This window comes from Mycobacterium sp. pUA109 (assembly GCF_041287095.1).
Taxonomy (GTDB): domain Bacteria; phylum Actinomycetota; class Actinomycetes; order Mycobacteriales; family Mycobacteriaceae; genus Mycobacterium.
The window spans coordinates 64,891-78,801 of the sequence record NZ_JBGGKS010000002.1 but is presented as its reverse complement, the minus strand read 5'-3'; the positions used below and the strand labels follow the sequence as shown (position 1 = coordinate 78,801).

Here is a 13,911-nt window from a genome sequence, read left to right as displayed (position 1 = left end):
TCGGCCGTAAGGTGCGGGCTATGCGCGTCGTCTCCGCGGAGTCGACCGACCTGTACGTCGGGCCGGCCGACGCGCCGCTGCAACTGGTCCGGGTCGGCTACACCGGCGCCGCCACCCCGACCCGCATCGCCGTCGCCGGTGACGGCCTGACCGGGGATGCGCTCGCCGACCCCGGGGACGGCGTCGTCGAGGTCCCGGTGGCCGTCGCGGACCCGGTGCCCGGCCAGCGGCGGGCCGCCCGGGCCGGCGATGTGGGGTTCACCTTCACCGTCGCCGAACCCGGCTGGACCATGTACCTGGTCAGCCACTTCCACTACGACCCGGTGTGGTGGAACACCCAGGCCGGCTACACCAGCGCGTGGACCGAGGACCCGCCCGGGCAGTGCCGCCAGAGCAACGGCATCGACCTGGTGCGCACCCACCTGGACAAGGCGCGGCGCGAACCGGAGTACAAGTTCGTCCTCGCCGAGGTCGACTATCTCAAACCGTATTGGGACACCCACCCCGAGGACCGCGCCGATTTGCGGCGGCTGATCGCCCAAGGCCGCGTCGAGGTGATGGGCGGCACCTACAACGAGCCGTCCACCAACCTCACCGACGCCGAGACCACCATCCGAAACCTGGTGTCGGGCATCGGGTTTCAGCGCGACATCGTGGGGGCGCGGCCGGCCACCGCCTGGCAGCTGGATGTGTTCGGGCACGACCCGCAGTTTCCGGGCATGGTGGCCGACGCCGGGCTGACCGCCAGCGCGTGGGCGCGCGGACCGTTTCACCAGTGGGGTCCGATGGCCGGCGGCGGTGATCCGCGCCGCATGCAATTCCCCAGCGAGTTCGAGTGGATCGCGCCGTCCGGGCGCGGGCTGCTGACGCACTACATGCCCGCGCACTACGCGGCCGGCTGGTGGATGGATGGGCAGGGCACCCTGGCCGACGCCGAAGCCGACGTCTACCGGCTGTTCGGTGGGCTCAAACAGGTGGCGTCCACCCGCAACGTGCTGCTGCCGGTGGGCACCGACTTCACCCCGCCCAACCGCTGGGTGACCGAGATCCACCGCGACTGGAACGCCCGCTACACCTGGCCGCGGTTCATCTGCGCGCTGCCGGCCGAGTTCTTCGCCGCGGTGCGCGCCGAGCTGGCCGAGCGCGCGGCGAGCCCGTCACCGCAGACCCGCGACATGAACCCGATCTACACCGGCTGCCACGTCTCCTACATCGACACCAAGCAGGCCAACCGGGCCGCGGAGCGGGCGATCCTGGCCGCCGAGAAGTTCGCCGTGTTCGCCGCGCTGACCGCCGGGCTGGCCTACCCGGACGCGGAGCTGGCCCAGGCCTGGACCCAGCTGGCCTACGGCGCCCACCACGACGCCATCACCGGATCCGAAGCCGACCAGGTGTATCTGGATCTGCTGACCGGGTGGCGCGAGGCCTGGCAGCTGGGTTGTACCACCCGGGACGCCGCGCTGACGGCGCTTTCCCGGCAGGTGGCTACCGGTGACGGCGTGGTGGTGTGGAACCCGGTGGCGCACCACCGCACCGACGTGGTCACCGTGCACCTGCAGACCCCGCTGGCAGCCGGCGCAACGGTGGTGGACCCCGACGGCACCGAACTGCCCGCCCACGTCGAGCACGGCGGCACCACGATCAGCTGGCTGGCCCGCGACGTGCCGTCGCTGGGGTGGCGCAGCTACCGGCTGATCCCCGCCGACACCGCGCAGGGCTGGCAGCCGGTGCCCGGCACTCGGATTTCCAACGAGCACCACCAGCTGGCCGCCGACCCGAGCCGCGGCGGCGGGATCGCGTCGTGGCGGCACCACGGTCGGGAGATGCTCAGCGAGGGCGCGCTGGGCAACCAGCTCGCGGTCTACGACGAGTACCCCAAGCACCCGAATTCCGGGGAGGGCCCCTGGCATCTGGTGCCCAGCGGCAACCTGTTCACCGCCCAGATCGCCGGTGACGTCGCCGTGCGGGCCTACCGCGGGCCGCTGGGGGAGCGGCTGGTGGTAACCGGCCGGATCCGCGATGTGCTGACCTACACCCAGACGCTGACGCTGTGGCACGGCGTGGACCGGGTCGACTGCCGCACCACCATCGACGAGTTCACCGGCGCCGACTACCTGGTGCGGCTGCGCTGGCCCTGCCCGGTGCCCGGCGCCATGCCGGTCGCCGAGGTGAGCGACGCCGTCATCGGGCGCGGCTTCGGTCTGCTGCATGAGCCCAGCGGACGTTCGGTGGACACCACCCGGCACCCGTGGACCCTGGACACCCCGGCCAACCGCTGGTTCGGGCTGTCGGCCACGGCCCGGATCGCCGTCGGCGCCGACGCCCGGGCGGTGTCGGTGGCCGAGGTCGTCACCCCCGACGGCGGGCTGGCCGCGACGCGGGCGCTGCTGGTCGCGTTGGTGCGCGCCGGCGTCACCGCCACCAGCTCGCCGGCGAACGGCCCCCGCTACGGCAACCTCGACGTCGACTCCAACCTGCCGGATACCCGGATCGCGCTGGGCGGCCCGGATCACAACGCGTTCACCGCCGCGGTGCTGGCCGCCGCCGACCCGGCGTATGCCGCCGAGCTCGATGCGCAACTGGCCGCCCACGGCCGGGCCCGGGTCTGGGTGCCCGCAGCGACGCCGCTGCCCGCCGTCTGGGTGCCGGGCGCCGACCTGCGCGACCCGCGAGCCCTGCCGGTGCTGGTGCTCGCCGCCCGCGACCACACCGGCCTGGCCGAGGAGGTCGCCCGGGTGGCCGACGACCTCGTCGACCACGAAATCGTCGTCACCCAGCGGGCCCCGGCGGAGATGGCGCCGTTCGAGGCGCGGACCGTCGCGCTGGTCAACCGCGGGGTACCCGGTTTCGCCGTCGACACCGCCGGCACCCTGCATCTGTCGCTGCTGCGCTGCTGCACCAGCTGGCCGTCGGCGGCCTGGACCGACGATCCGCGCCGCGCCGCCCCCGATGCCAGCAGCTTCCAGCTGCAGCACTGGACGCACGCCTTCGACTACGCCCTGCTCGCCGGCGACGGCGACTGGCGTCACGCCCGGATCCCAGCCCGCAGTGCGGCGTTCGCCGAACCGCTGCTGGCGGTGCCGGTGTCCGGCGGGTCCGGGTCGCTGCCGGCGACCGGATCGCTGCTGCGCGTCGAGCCGGGTTCGGTGCGGCTGGCCGCGGTCAAACCGGCCGGCAATCCGCTGGCCCGCGGCAGCGCGCACCCGGTCGACCCGGCCACGGTCACGCTGCGGTTGGCGGAGACCTGCGGCGCCGACACCGGCGTCACCGTCGGCTCCGACCTGGGGCCGGTGCGGCTGCTGGGCCGCGCCGACCTGCTGGAGCAGCCGTGCGAGCACCCGGCCCCCGACCGGCTGCACGGCTACGAGATCGCCACCGTCACCGCCCGGCTGGACGTCGAACGGCTGGGCACCGACACTTTGGCGACCGAGACCGAGAGCGCCCAGCCGCTGTATGCCCGCTACTGGCTGCACAACCGCGGCCCGGCCCCGCTGGGCGGGCTGCCGGCGGTCGCCTACCTGCACCCGCACCGGGTGGCCGCCGCGCCCGGGGACCGGATGACGCTGCGGCTCACCGCCGCCAGCGACTGCACCGACGCCACCCTGACCGGCCGCATCACCCTGCTCGGTCCTAACGGCTGGTCGCTCACCCCGGCGGCGGTGCCGGTCGAGTTGCCGCCCGGCCGGCACCGGGAGGCCGAGATCGCGGTGGCGGTGCCGCGCGGCACCGACCCGGGCCGCTATCCGGTGCGCGCCCAACTGACCCTCGACGGCGAGGGTGTGCCGCCGTCGTGGCGGCAAACGGTGGAGGACGTGTGCGTGGTGTCGGTCGGCGCCGACGGGCCGCTGGTGTCGCTGGTCGCCGAGCCGACCGACGTCACGGTGGCACCCGGCGGCGCGGCGCGGCTGGCCGTCACCCTCGGCTCGCAGGCGGCCGCGGACCTGGCCGTTGAGGCGCACCTGATCAGCCCGTGGGGCACCTGGGAGTGGGTCGGGCCGGCCGCGGTCGGCGCGGTGCTGCCCGCCCGCGGGCGCGTCGAGATCGGCTTCGACGTCACCCCGCCGCCGTGGCTGGCGCCGGGACAGTGGTGGGCGCTGGTGCGGGTCGGCTGCGCGGGGACGCTGCTGTACTCGCCGGCGGTCACGCTGACCGTCCGATGACCCGCACCCTGGCCCTCGACATCGGCGGCACCAAGATCGCCGCCGGCCTTGTCGACCACGACGGCGCGCTGGCGCACACCGTGGTCCGGCCCACCCCGGCCGAGGCGGTGTGGTCGACGGTCGAGGCCGTGATCGCGCAGGCGCTGGACGCCGCGGGCGGCGCGGTCCGCGCGGTCGGCATCGCCTGCGCCGGGCCCGTCGACCTGCCGACCGGCACCGTCGGCCCGATCAACATCCCCGGCTGGCGCGGTTTTCCGCTGCGCGACCGGGTCGCGGCCGCGGTGCCCGGGGTGCCGGTGCGGCTGGCCGGTGACGGCGTGTGCATGGCGTTGGGGGAGCACTGGCGCGGCGCCGGCCGCGGGGCGCGTTTCCTGCTGGGCATGGTGGTGTCCACCGGGGTCGGCGGCGGGCTGGTCCTCGACGGCGCCCCCTATCACGGCCGCACCGGCAACGCCGGGCACGTCGGCCACGTGGTGATCGATGTTGACGGCGGGCCCTGCGCGTGCGGCGGCCGCGGCTGCGTGGAAACCGTGGCGGCCGGGCCGGCGCTGGTGCGCTGGGCGCACGCCCACGGCTGGGCGGGGGTGGACGCGCGCGAGTTGGCGGTCGCGGCCGCGGCCGGGGATGCGGTGGCCCGCACGGCGTTTGATCGGGGCGCCACCGCGCTGGCCGCCGCGATCGCTTCGGTGGCCGCGGTCTGCGATGTCGACCTGGTCGTGATCGGCGGGGGAGTCGCCCAAGCCGGCCCGCCGCTGTTCGACCCGCTGCGGGTGGCGTTGGACCGCTACGCCGGGTTGGCGTTTCTATCCGGCCTGCGGGTGGCGCCGGCCGAACTCGGCGGCGATGCCGGGCTGATCGGCGCGGCCCGACTCGCCGGGGCCGGCCGCGCTGTCAGTCGAGACCCAGCACCGCCAGGAGTGCAGCATTGACGGCGTCCAGCTCCGAGCCGGCGAGGCGGCCGGCAAATTCGCCGAGACGAACCTGCGGATCGATCACGGTGAGCTGCTCGACCATCACCCGCGTCTTGGTGCCATGGACTTCGATCTCCGGTCGAAAGGACGCGGCGCGGCGGCCGGTTGAAGTGGGCGCGATGATCCAGGTGGACAGCGGCAGGTCGTCGGACTGCACCACCACGGCGTAGTGGCCGCCGGATTGTTCGTGGCCGCGGGCGTCCTTGGGCGCTTTGAGCCGATAGAGGTCACCACGCACGAATCGCGTCCATCTCCGCGGCCAGCTCGCGTGCGGCGGCGACGTCCTCGGGGTCGTTGCGCAATTGTTCGGCCTCGGCGCGCAACCGTGCCCGGCGCTGGACACGTTCGGCCGCCAGGATCGCGGCCCGGGCTACCTCGGAGCGCGACTGGCCGTCGCGTGTCAACGCATCCAAGGCCCGCTCCACCTCGGGATCAGTGCGGATCGTCAGCGTTGCCATACGACAGATTGTAATACGGCTGGCAACACGGGATGGGTGCTCAAGCACCGACCCGGCGCCGCATGTGGGTGCGGCCCCAGTCGCACAGGCTGGCCAGCACCGGGGCCAGCGTCATGCCGTACTCGGAGATCGAGTAATGCACGCACGGTGGCACCGTGCCGGCGTCGTGGCGGTCGATGATGCCGTCGGCGACCAACTCGTGCAGGTGGCGGATCAGCATCCGCTCGGTGATGCCCGGGATGCTGCGTCGCAGCTCGGCGGTGCGCATCGGCCCGTCGCTGAGCCGCCACAGGATGGTGCCCTTCCAGCGGCCGTCGATCACCGACAGCGCGGTGTCGATCGGGCAGTCGCTGACATCCTTCTTCGACACCGCCATCGCCCGCTCCTAAGCTGACTAATTTGTCAGTACCTTGTTTTTTGGCAGCTTACCGACCAGGGTCGATCATGTGAACGAGATTGTGCGGATGCTGGCCGTGCTGGTGGTCGGGCCGATGGTGGGATCCGAGTTCGCGGTGGCGGCGTTCCTCCATCCGATCGCCGCGCGCCTGCCCGACCACGCGTTTCGCGCCGCCCGCAGCGACGGCGCCCGCGTGCTGGGGCGGGTGATGCCGTACTGGTATCTCACCTCGCTGGCGCTGCTGGTGGTCGCCGCGCTGGTCGCCGGGCCGCAGCGCTGGCTGTTCGGGATCGGGGTGGCGGTGATGGCCGCCGTGGTGCTGATGACGGTGGCGGTGATGGTGCCGATCAACAACCGCATCGCCGCCGGGGACGTCTCGCCTCGGCTTGTCACCCGCTGGGACCGGCTGCACTGGCTGCGGGTGACCCTGCTGGCCGCGCTGTTCGCCCTGCTGGTCATCGGCGTACTGCGAACACCGCGTTGAGTCTGCTCCCGCCAGGCAGAAGTGCGAGTGGACACCCCGGTGGACGCAGAATCAACGGCGGGGCGGTGGGGCGGCCCGTTTTGGCTGATCGCGACGGCCGCGGTACGCTAGTCCGCGATCCACCCAAGACCGTCGGTCACCGCAAGGTTGAAGGTCCGGGAATATCCCGGCGGCCCACGCAGGAGGACGAGGCACACACCGGCGCCTGCCGGCATATCTTGACGCCCCGACCGCTTCCTGCGTCGGGGCGTTCGCTATTTCCGGGTGGACACCAGGCAAGCACAGGGATTTTCGACACCCGAGGAGGTATGCATGGCGAGGGCTGACAAGGCCGCCGCCGTCGCGGACATCGCCGAGCAGTTCAAGGCCTCGACCGCCACCGTGATCACCGAATACCGCGGCCTGACGGTGGCCCACCTGGCCGAGCTCCGTCGCTCGCTGGGCCAGTCGGTCACCTACTCGGTGGCCAAGAACACGCTGGTCAAGCGGGCCGCCACGGAGGCGGGTGTCGAAGGCCTCGACGAACTGTTCGTCGGGCCGACCGCGATCGCGTTCATCAACGGTGAGCCGGTCGACGCCGCCAAGGCGATCAAGACCTTCGCCAAGGACCACAAGGCGCTGGTCATCAAGGGCGGCTACATGGACGGTCACCCGCTGACCGTCGGCGAAGTGGAGCGCATCGCCGACCTGGAGAGCCGCGAAGTGCTGCTGGCCAAGCTGGCCGGCGCGATGAAGGGCAACCTGTCCAAGGCGGCCGGGCTGTTCAACGCCCCGGCGTCGCAGGTGGCCCGGCTGGCGGCCGCGCTGCAGGAGAAGAAGGCCACCGAGGCTCCGGCGGAAGCACCGGCTGACGCCGCCGAATAACCCCAAATACCCACCACCACCGGAATCAGGAAGGACCCACACCCATGGCAAAACTGTCCACCGACGAGCTGCTCGACGCGTTCAAGGACATGACCCTGTTGGAGCTCTCGGACTTCGTCAAGAAGTTCGAGGACACCTTCGAGGTCACCGCGGCCGCCCCGGTCGCCGTGGCCGCTGCCGCCCCCGGCGGCGCCCCGGCCGCTGAGGCCGCCGAGGAGCAGTCCGAGTTCGACGTCATCCTTGAGTCGGCCGGCGAGAAGAAGATCGGCGTCATCAAGGTCGTGCGCGAGGTCGTCTCCGGCCTGGGCCTCAAGGAGGCCAAGGACCTGGTCGACGGCGCGCCCAAGCCGCTGCTGGAGAAGGTCGCCAAGGAGGCTGCCGAGGAGGCCAAGACCAAGCTCGAGGCCGCCGGCGCCACCGTCACCGTCAAGTAGTCTCCGCCACACAACCCCCGAGGCCCAGCCTCGGGGGTTGTGTGCTGTCCGGGCCGCCCACCGGGGCCGCGACAGCGGACTTTAGAGTCAGCACTTGGCTTGTCGGGTGCCGTCTTTAGCGGGTGGTCCCGGTACCGTGATGCGCGCTCACCGAGTGCGCTACAGTGGCCTGTGCCACACGCGCAGGCGCGTGCGGCGAGCAAACGTAGCCGGAAGGATCTCCCATGGGTGTCGCCATCGAGGTAGAAGGACTGACTAAATCCTTCGGATCTGCGCGAATCTGGGAAGACGTCACGATGACGATCCCGCAGGGTGAGGTCAGCGTGTTGCTGGGCCCGTCGGGTACCGGCAAATCGGTGTTTTTGAAGTCGCTGATCGGGCTGCTGCGGCCTGAGCGTGGTTCGATTTTGATTGACGGCACTGACATTATTGAGTGCTCGGCCAAGGAGCTCTACGAGATCCGCACCTTGTTCGGGGTGTTGTTCCAGGACGGCGCGTTGTTCGGGTCGATGAACCTGTTCGACAACACCGCGTTCCCGCTGCGGGAGCACACCAAGAAGAAGGAGAGCGAGATCCGTGACATCGTCATGGAAAAGCTCGCCCTGGTCGGTTTGGGTGGGGATGAAAAGAAGTTCCCCGGTGAGATCTCCGGTGGTATGCGCAAGCGTGCCGGGCTGGCTCGGGCGTTGGTGTTGGACCCGCAGATCATCTTGTGCGACGAGCCGGACTCGGGTCTGGACCCGGTGCGTACCGCGTATTTGAGCCAGTTGTTGATCGACATCAACGCCCAGATCGACGCGACCATCTTGATCGTGACGCACAACATCAACATCGCCCGCACCGTGCCGGACAACATGGGCATGTTGTTCCGTAAGCAGCTGGTGATGTTCGGGCCGCGTGAGGTGTTGTTGACGTCGGATGAGCCGGTGGTCAAGCAGTTCCTCAACGGGCGCCGGATCGGGCCGATCGGGATGTCGGAGGAGAAGGACCAGGCCACCATGGCCGAGGAGCAGGCCATGCTGGACGCCGGCCAGCACCACGGCGGTGTCGAAGAGATCGAGGGGGTGCCCCCGCAGCTGTCCGCGTCGCCGGGCATGCCGGAGCGCAAAGCGGTCGGTCGGCGCCGGGCCCGGGTCCGCGAGATCCTGCACACCCTGCCCAAAAACGCCCAGGCCGCGATCATCGACGACCTGGAAGGCACCCACAAATACGAGGTGCACGACTTCCCCAGCACCGGCGACGACGAGCCGCCCACCGGACGAATTCCCACCATCCAGTAATCGGGTCGAGTACGCCCCTAGCGGTCGGCGCCGCGCACCGGCGACCGGCTCTATAGGTGGGTCTCCTGCAGGTGGTAGGTGACGCCGGTCAGCTGTTCGGATGCCTCCCACAACCGGTGCCACAGCGTCTCATTGCGCGACAGCCGGCTCGACGGGCAGGGCTGCACCGGGCCGCGGGTCTGCCCCAACCGGGCGGGACCCCAGTAGATGCTCGGGTCGGCGTCGGGCATGGTCGCGGCGAACAGCGTGGACTCGGCGGCCCGCTGCGGGGGGTGGCCGACCAGCCGGGCGCCCTGTTTGGCGACCAGGTCCAGCAGCGTCTCGGTGTTGGTGAACAGGTCGGTGCCCGAGACGCCCGGATGCACGGCGTAGGAGCGGGTGCTCGACCCGGCCGCGGTCAGCCGCCGCTGCAGCTCACGGGCGAACATCAGGTTGGCCAGCTTGGACTGGGCGTAGGCCAGGTTGCGTTGGTAGCGGCGGTGCTCGTAATTCAGGTCGTCGATCCACAACTTCGGGGTCTGCCGGTGCGCGATGGACGACAGCGTGACCACCCGGTCACCGATGCGGTCGAGCAGCAGGCCGGTCAACGCGAAGTGGCCCAGGTGGTTGACCCCGAACTGCGTCTCGAAGCCGTCGACGGTGCGCCGAAACGGGGTGTTCATCAGCCCGGCGTTGTTGATCAGCACGTCGAAACCGGGTTGCTGCGCGGCGAATTCGCGGACCGACGCCAAGTCGGCCAGATCGAGGGCGGCCACCGTCACATCGCCGTCGATACCCTCGGCGATCTGTTGGGCCTTGGCGACATTGCGGCACGCCATCACCACCGTGGCGCCCTTGGCGGCGAGCATCCGGGTGGTGACCGCACCGAGGCCGCCGTTGGCGCCGGTCACCACAAACGTGCGGCCGCGCTGGTCGGGGATTTGATCGGGTTGCCATGCCATGGGAGATCCTGTCCGTTAGTGCTTGGTCGCGACGACGGTCTGCGCCAGCCCGGCGACATGCTGCTCGATCCCGGTGCAGCCGGCGTCGCCGAGCGCGTCGGTGATCTCGTGGCCGCCGAACCAGCGGACACCGCTGAGCGTATCCAGCACGGCGCCCCGCACCGCGGTCCGGGTACCGCCGGGGATCAAGCTGGTCAGGATCACCACCCGGCCCCCGGGCTTGAGCACCCGGACTAGCTCCCTGATCGTCTGGAACGGGTTGTTGATCAGGTACAACGCGGCAAGGCAGCTCACCGCGTCGGCCACCCCGTCGGCGAACGGCAAATTCTCGGCATCGCCGCGCAGATAGGCGACGCCCGCGCCGGTGTTGTCGGCGACCGCGCGGCGCAGCATTGCCGACGACGCGTCCAGCCCGATCGCCAGCCCGCCCGGCGCCACCTGCGCCCCGAACCACCCGGTGAAATTACCTGGGCCGCAGCAGATGTCGATGACCGTAGCGCCGGGCCGCAGGCCGAGCCAGGACGACACCTGGGCGCGGTCGGCGTCGCGGCCGGGGGCCTTGAGGCCGCTGGCCAGCCGCAGGCCAAGCGGCCGGCCGACCTGGTACCCGGCCGAGTAGATCCGGGTGCGCATCAGCCGCTGCGCCAGGTTGTACACCGGCGGCGCGCTGTCACCGAGGACGTCGCAGTAACCGTGGCTGGTGGTGTCGATCCGCGTGTACCGGCCGGGATCCAACAGTTGCAGGGTCCGTGTCGTGGCCGAAGACTCGGCGGTGAAGGTCATGGGGCGTGGGCTTTCGTCGTCGGGGGTGTCCACCGGGTCGGCGCTGGTCATCGATGCGGTGGACGTCGCCAGGTAGCCGGGACCAGCGGTATCCGGTACTGGGTATCACACCGTCTCCGACCGGGGCTGTCAAGGGCGGCCCTTGACAGAGTGACATATCAGTCCAAAAATTAGTCCACATCAGCGGCGGAAAGGATGGCGATGCAGCCAGACCGAGTGCGCCGGCCGCGCGCCGCGTGGGCCATTGCCCGGGTAAATGGGCGTGGTAACGCTGAATTCCTTGAGGCGCCGCGGTTCTCGATGCGGCCCGGTTCTTCTCAGGCTCTTGCGGCCCGCTCACGAACCGCGCTATCGTGACGGAATTAACCGATACAGGCAGTACTAGGTACTGAATGTTCGAAGGAGGGCACTCCTCATGGCGACCCAGCATCGAGCGCACGGGGCCGCGGCCGTAGCCGCGCCGCCGCCCAGGTATCCCCAGACCCGACGGATCCGCTTCCGCTTTGGCGAGGACGGGACGTCGGGCAAGTACTTCGTCAACGACGACATCGTGTTCAGCCACTTCGTGGCGGGACTGTCGGGCGCCTTTCCGCCGGGGGAAGAGTCGTTCATCCGGTCGGTTCGTCGTTTTGCCGACAAGGTCACCGACCCGACCCTGAAGAAGCGGGTCGCGGGTTTCATCGGTCAGGAATCCATGCACGGCCAGCAACACCGCCGGCTGAACGAGAAGCTCGTCGAACTGGGTTACCCGATCCGGTGGTGGGATTCGAATACGGCCAAGGAACGGATGCTGCGGGCCGAGCAGCGGTTCGGGGCTCAGGTGCACCTGGCGATGACCGCCGCCGCGGAGCATTACACCGCGGTCCTTGCCCAACGGGTGCTCTCCAGCGACGAACTCCAGGCCATCCCCGGTGACGCGGAGGTGTGGAATCTGCTGAACTGGCATGCTTTGGAGGAGTTGGAACACAAATCGGTCGCGTTCGATGTCTACCGTGCGACGGCGGGGTCGGAGCGGGTGCGGATCGCCGTGATGGCCGCCATGTTCGCCACCACCCTTCCGCTGACCGCCATCTCGTTGGCGTTCTCGCTGTCGCGTGACCCGGTCGCGCGCCGCCAGCCACTGCGGCTGGTGCGCGAGGCGTACGAGCTGTCCCGCGGCCCGATATTCAAGGGATTGGGACGGGAGCTGGCGAAGTACGCGAAACCCGGTTTCCACCCCGACGACATCGACACGTCAGCGCTGCTGGAGCGTTGGCAGCGACAGCTTTTCGGCGCCGACGGCGAGCTTGTCGATCACCTCAAGTGACCCGTGCAGCAAAGGAGACAGTGTTCATGGCTACCACCGCGGCGATAACGCCGACGAACGAGGCCTACCCGAAGGTCCGCCGGATCCGGTTTCGGTTCGGCGAACCGCAGCCGATGAACCACCACTTCGTCGAGGGCGACATCGTGCTGAGCCACCTGGTGGCGCTGCTGTCGGCGGTGTTTCCGCCGGGGGAGGAGTCCTTCATCCGGTCGGTGCGGCAATTCGCCGATCGAGTGACCGACCCGGTGCTCAAAAAGCGGGTCGCCGCGTTTATCGGGCAAGAGTCGGTGCACGGTCAGGAGCACCGCCGGCTCAACGAGAAGCTCATCGAGATGGGCTACCCGTTCGTGCGGCTATTCACCTTCGGCCGCGACGCGTTCCGGCAGCGGGCCGTGGAGCGCATCGAGAAGATGACCCCCGGATATGTCCATCTGGCGATGACGGCAGCTGCCGAGCACTACACCGCGACGCTCGCTCAGCGGGTGCTGGGTTGCGAAGAGATCCAGGCGATCCCGGCGGATGAAGAGGGCTGGCACCTGCTGAACTGGCACGCCATGGAGGAGTTGGAGCACAAGTCGGTGGCGTTCGACGTGTACCGGGCGGTCGGCGGGCCGGAGTGGATCCGGATCGGGGTGATGGCGGTGATGTACCTGTTCACCATCCCGGTCGTCACGGTGGGGGTGGCGTTGTCGATCCTCACCGATCCTCGGGGATGGCGTCCGGTCAAACTGCTGCGCCAAACCCGTTACGTCTTCCGGGGGCCGATTCTGCGCGGATTGATGGCGGAGCTGCGCACCTACCTCAAACCCGGCTTCCACCCCGACGACATTGACACGACGGCCCTGTTGCAGCGCTGGCAGGCCGAGCTCTTCGGCGCTCGGGGTGCCCTTGTCGACCACCTGAAGTGACCCACCGACTAGAGGAGAGCAGCTGAGATGGTTGCGAGCCAGGCAGTTTCCACCACCCACGGCACGGCGCCGTATCCGACGGTGCGCCGGATCCGGTTCCGGTTCGGCGAACCGCAGCCGATGAACCACCACTTCGTTGAGGGCGACATCGCGTTCAGCCATTTTGTGGCGGTGTTGTCGGCGGCGTTTCCGCCGGGCGAGGAGTCGTTCATCCGGTCGGTGCGGCGGTTCGCCGATCGGGTGACCGATCCGGTGCTCAAAAAGCGGGTGGCCGGGTTCATCGGCCAGGAGTCGGTGCACGGTCAGGAGCACCGCCGGCTCAACGAGAAGCTCATCGCGATGGGCTATCCGTTCGTGCGGCTGTTCACCTTCGGCCACGACAGCCGCCGGGAGCGGTTGGTGCTGCGGATCGAGAACCGGGCACCCGGCCTGGCGCATCTGGCGATGACGGCGGCGGCCGAGCATTACACCGCCACCCTGGCCGAGCGGGTGCTGTCCAGCCCGGAAATCCAGGCGATCCCAGAGGATCCCGAGGTGCGCAACCTGTTCAACTGGCACGCCGTCGAAGAGTTGGAGCACAAGTCGGTCGCGTTCGACGTGTACCGGGCGATGGGTGGGCCGGAATGGTTGCGGATCGGGGTGATGGCGGCGATGTATGGCCTGACCATCCCGATGGTGACGGTGGGGGTGCTGCTCTCCATCGCCACCGACCCGCCAGGATGGCGTCCGATCCGGGTGCTGGGCGAGACCATCGGGATCTACCGCGGCCCGCTGGTCAAGGGGCTGATGGCCGATCTGCGCAGCTATATGCGGCCGGGTTTTCACCCCGACGACATCGACACCACCGCGCTGGTACAGCAGTGGCGCCAGGAGTTGTTCGGCGACGACGGCGTCCTCGTCGGACACCTCAAGTAGGCGGGAGACC

14 protein-coding genes are annotated in these 13,911 nt (G+C 69.9%); 9 read left to right on the top strand and 5 right to left on the bottom strand.

Annotated features, from left to right (window positions below):
* The first annotated feature begins 20 nt into the window (after positions 1 to 20).
* Both ACAG26_RS02570 and ACAG26_RS02565 read left to right on the top strand, forming a co-directional pair.
* Positions 21 to 4,160, top strand: a complete 4,140-nt coding sequence (locus ACAG26_RS02570; RefSeq protein WP_370479025.1) for an NEW3 domain-containing protein — start codon at positions 21 to 23, stop codon at positions 4,158 to 4,160.
* Positions 4,157 to 5,089 carry an ROK family protein gene (locus ACAG26_RS02565; RefSeq protein ID WP_370479023.1) on the top strand — a complete coding sequence of 311 codons (933 nt, stop codon included), beginning with the start codon at positions 4,157 to 4,159 and terminating at the stop codon, positions 5,087 to 5,089. Before ACAG26_RS02570 ends, ACAG26_RS02565 begins: the two co-directional genes overlap by 4 nt.
* On the opposite strand, the gene ACAG26_RS02560 is transcribed toward ACAG26_RS02565, so the two are convergent.
* From ACAG26_RS02560 to ACAG26_RS02550, 3 genes are read right to left on the bottom strand one after another with little or no spacing between them, the layout of a single operon-like run.
* Complete coding sequence (locus tag ACAG26_RS02560) at positions 5,052 to 5,369, bottom strand: type II toxin-antitoxin system PemK/MazF family toxin (protein ID WP_370479021.1); 318 nt, start codon at positions 5,367 to 5,369, stop codon at positions 5,052 to 5,054. The two genes, ACAG26_RS02565 and ACAG26_RS02560, sit on opposite strands and share 38 nt — an antisense overlap.
* Positions 5,359 to 5,589: a hypothetical protein gene (locus ACAG26_RS02555; protein ID WP_370479019.1), complete on the bottom strand. Its 231-nt coding sequence runs from the start codon at positions 5,587 to 5,589 to the stop codon at positions 5,359 to 5,361. Before ACAG26_RS02555 ends, ACAG26_RS02560 begins: the two co-directional genes overlap by 11 nt.
* A 40-nt stretch (positions 5,590 to 5,629) precedes the next feature.
* Entirely contained in the window at positions 5,630 to 5,965 is a 336-nt protein-coding gene (locus tag ACAG26_RS02550; protein ID WP_370479017.1) for a winged helix-turn-helix transcriptional regulator, read from the bottom strand.
* 88 nt (positions 5,966 to 6,053) lie between these two features.
* On the opposite strand from ACAG26_RS02550, the gene ACAG26_RS02545 reads away from it, so the two are divergent.
* The 4 genes from ACAG26_RS02545 to ACAG26_RS02530 all read left to right on the top strand — a co-directional run bounded on the left by ACAG26_RS02545 (position 6,054) and on the right by ACAG26_RS02530 (position 9,048).
* Positions 6,054 to 6,470 carry an anthrone oxygenase family protein gene (locus ACAG26_RS02545; RefSeq protein ID WP_370479603.1) on the top strand — a complete coding sequence of 139 codons (417 nt, stop codon included), beginning with the start codon at positions 6,054 to 6,056 and terminating at the stop codon, positions 6,468 to 6,470.
* A gap of 312 nt (positions 6,471 to 6,782) precedes the next feature.
* Positions 6,783 to 7,334 carry a 50S ribosomal protein L10 gene (gene rplJ, locus ACAG26_RS02540; RefSeq protein WP_370479015.1) on the top strand — a complete coding sequence of 184 codons (552 nt, stop codon included), beginning with the start codon at positions 6,783 to 6,785 and terminating at the stop codon, positions 7,332 to 7,334.
* Positions 7,335 to 7,378: 44 nt separating this feature from the next.
* Positions 7,379 to 7,768: a 50S ribosomal protein L7/L12 gene (rplL, locus tag ACAG26_RS02535; protein ID WP_370479012.1), complete on the top strand. Its 390-nt coding sequence runs from the start codon at positions 7,379 to 7,381 to the stop codon at positions 7,766 to 7,768.
* Between the two features lie 224 nt (positions 7,769 to 7,992).
* On the top strand, positions 7,993 to 9,048 hold the full coding sequence (locus ACAG26_RS02530; RefSeq protein WP_370479010.1) for an ABC transporter ATP-binding protein: 1,056 nt from the start codon (positions 7,993 to 7,995) through the stop codon (positions 9,046 to 9,048).
* A 50-nt stretch (positions 9,049 to 9,098) separates the two neighbouring features.
* On the opposite strand, the gene ACAG26_RS02525 is transcribed toward ACAG26_RS02530, so the two are convergent.
* Positions 9,099 to 9,989: an oxidoreductase gene (locus ACAG26_RS02525; RefSeq protein ID WP_370479008.1), complete on the bottom strand. Its 891-nt coding sequence runs from the start codon at positions 9,987 to 9,989 to the stop codon at positions 9,099 to 9,101.
* A gap of 15 nt (positions 9,990 to 10,004) precedes the next feature.
* Entirely contained in the window at positions 10,005 to 10,823 is an 819-nt protein-coding gene (locus ACAG26_RS02520) for a class I SAM-dependent methyltransferase (RefSeq protein WP_370479005.1), read from the bottom strand.
* Between the two features lie 364 nt (positions 10,824 to 11,187).
* Here ACAG26_RS02520 and ACAG26_RS02515 point away from each other — a divergent pair, with 364 nt between their 5' ends.
* The 3 genes from ACAG26_RS02515 to ACAG26_RS02505 are packed head-to-tail and all read left to right on the top strand — an operon-like array spanning position 11,188 to position 13,901.
* A complete protein-coding gene (locus ACAG26_RS02515) occupies positions 11,188 to 12,078 on the top strand; it encodes a metal-dependent hydrolase (protein ID WP_370479002.1) in 891 nt (296 codons plus the stop codon).
* A gap of 26 nt (positions 12,079 to 12,104) precedes the next feature.
* Positions 12,105 to 12,986 (top strand): metal-dependent hydrolase, encoded by an 882-nt coding sequence (locus ACAG26_RS02510; RefSeq protein WP_370478999.1) that lies wholly within the window; start codon positions 12,105 to 12,107, stop codon positions 12,984 to 12,986.
* Positions 12,987 to 13,013: 27 nt separating this feature from the next.
* Positions 13,014 to 13,901 carry a metal-dependent hydrolase gene (locus tag ACAG26_RS02505; protein WP_370478997.1) on the top strand — a complete coding sequence of 296 codons (888 nt, stop codon included), beginning with the start codon at positions 13,014 to 13,016 and terminating at the stop codon, positions 13,899 to 13,901.
* The last annotated feature ends 10 nt before the right edge of the window (positions 13,902 to 13,911 follow it).

Excerpts from the sequence above, each read along its gene's own strand:
- ACAG26_RS02570 (WP_370479025.1), top strand. The coding sequence starts at position 21 with ATGCGCGTCGTCTCCGCGGAGTCGACCGACCTGTACGTCGGGCCGGCC.
- ACAG26_RS02565 (WP_370479023.1), top strand. The coding sequence starts at position 4,157 with ATGACCCGCACCCTGGCCCTCGACATCGGCGGCACCAAGATCGCCGCC.
- ACAG26_RS02555 (WP_370479019.1), bottom strand. The coding sequence starts at position 5,589 with ATGGCAACGCTGACGATCCGCACTGATCCCGAGGTGGAGCGGGCCTTG.
- ACAG26_RS02550 (WP_370479017.1), bottom strand. The coding sequence starts at position 5,965 with ATGGCGGTGTCGAAGAAGGATGTCAGCGACTGCCCGATCGACACCGCG.
- ACAG26_RS02545 (WP_370479603.1), top strand. The coding sequence starts at position 6,054 with ATGCTGGCCGTGCTGGTGGTCGGGCCGATGGTGGGATCCGAGTTCGCG.
- rplJ (WP_370479015.1), top strand. The coding sequence starts at position 6,783 with ATGGCGAGGGCTGACAAGGCCGCCGCCGTCGCGGACATCGCCGAGCAG.
- rplL (WP_370479012.1), top strand. The coding sequence starts at position 7,379 with ATGGCAAAACTGTCCACCGACGAGCTGCTCGACGCGTTCAAGGACATG.
- ACAG26_RS02530 (WP_370479010.1), top strand. The coding sequence starts at position 7,993 with ATGGGTGTCGCCATCGAGGTAGAAGGACTGACTAAATCCTTCGGATCT.
- ACAG26_RS02525 (WP_370479008.1), bottom strand. The coding sequence starts at position 9,989 with ATGGCATGGCAACCCGATCAAATCCCCGACCAGCGCGGCCGCACGTTT.
- ACAG26_RS02520 (WP_370479005.1), bottom strand. The coding sequence starts at position 10,823 with ATGACCAGCGCCGACCCGGTGGACACCCCCGACGACGAAAGCCCACGC.
- ACAG26_RS02515 (WP_370479002.1), top strand. The coding sequence starts at position 11,188 with ATGGCGACCCAGCATCGAGCGCACGGGGCCGCGGCCGTAGCCGCGCCG.
- ACAG26_RS02510 (WP_370478999.1), top strand. The coding sequence starts at position 12,105 with ATGGCTACCACCGCGGCGATAACGCCGACGAACGAGGCCTACCCGAAG.
- ACAG26_RS02505 (WP_370478997.1), top strand. The coding sequence starts at position 13,014 with ATGGTTGCGAGCCAGGCAGTTTCCACCACCCACGGCACGGCGCCGTAT.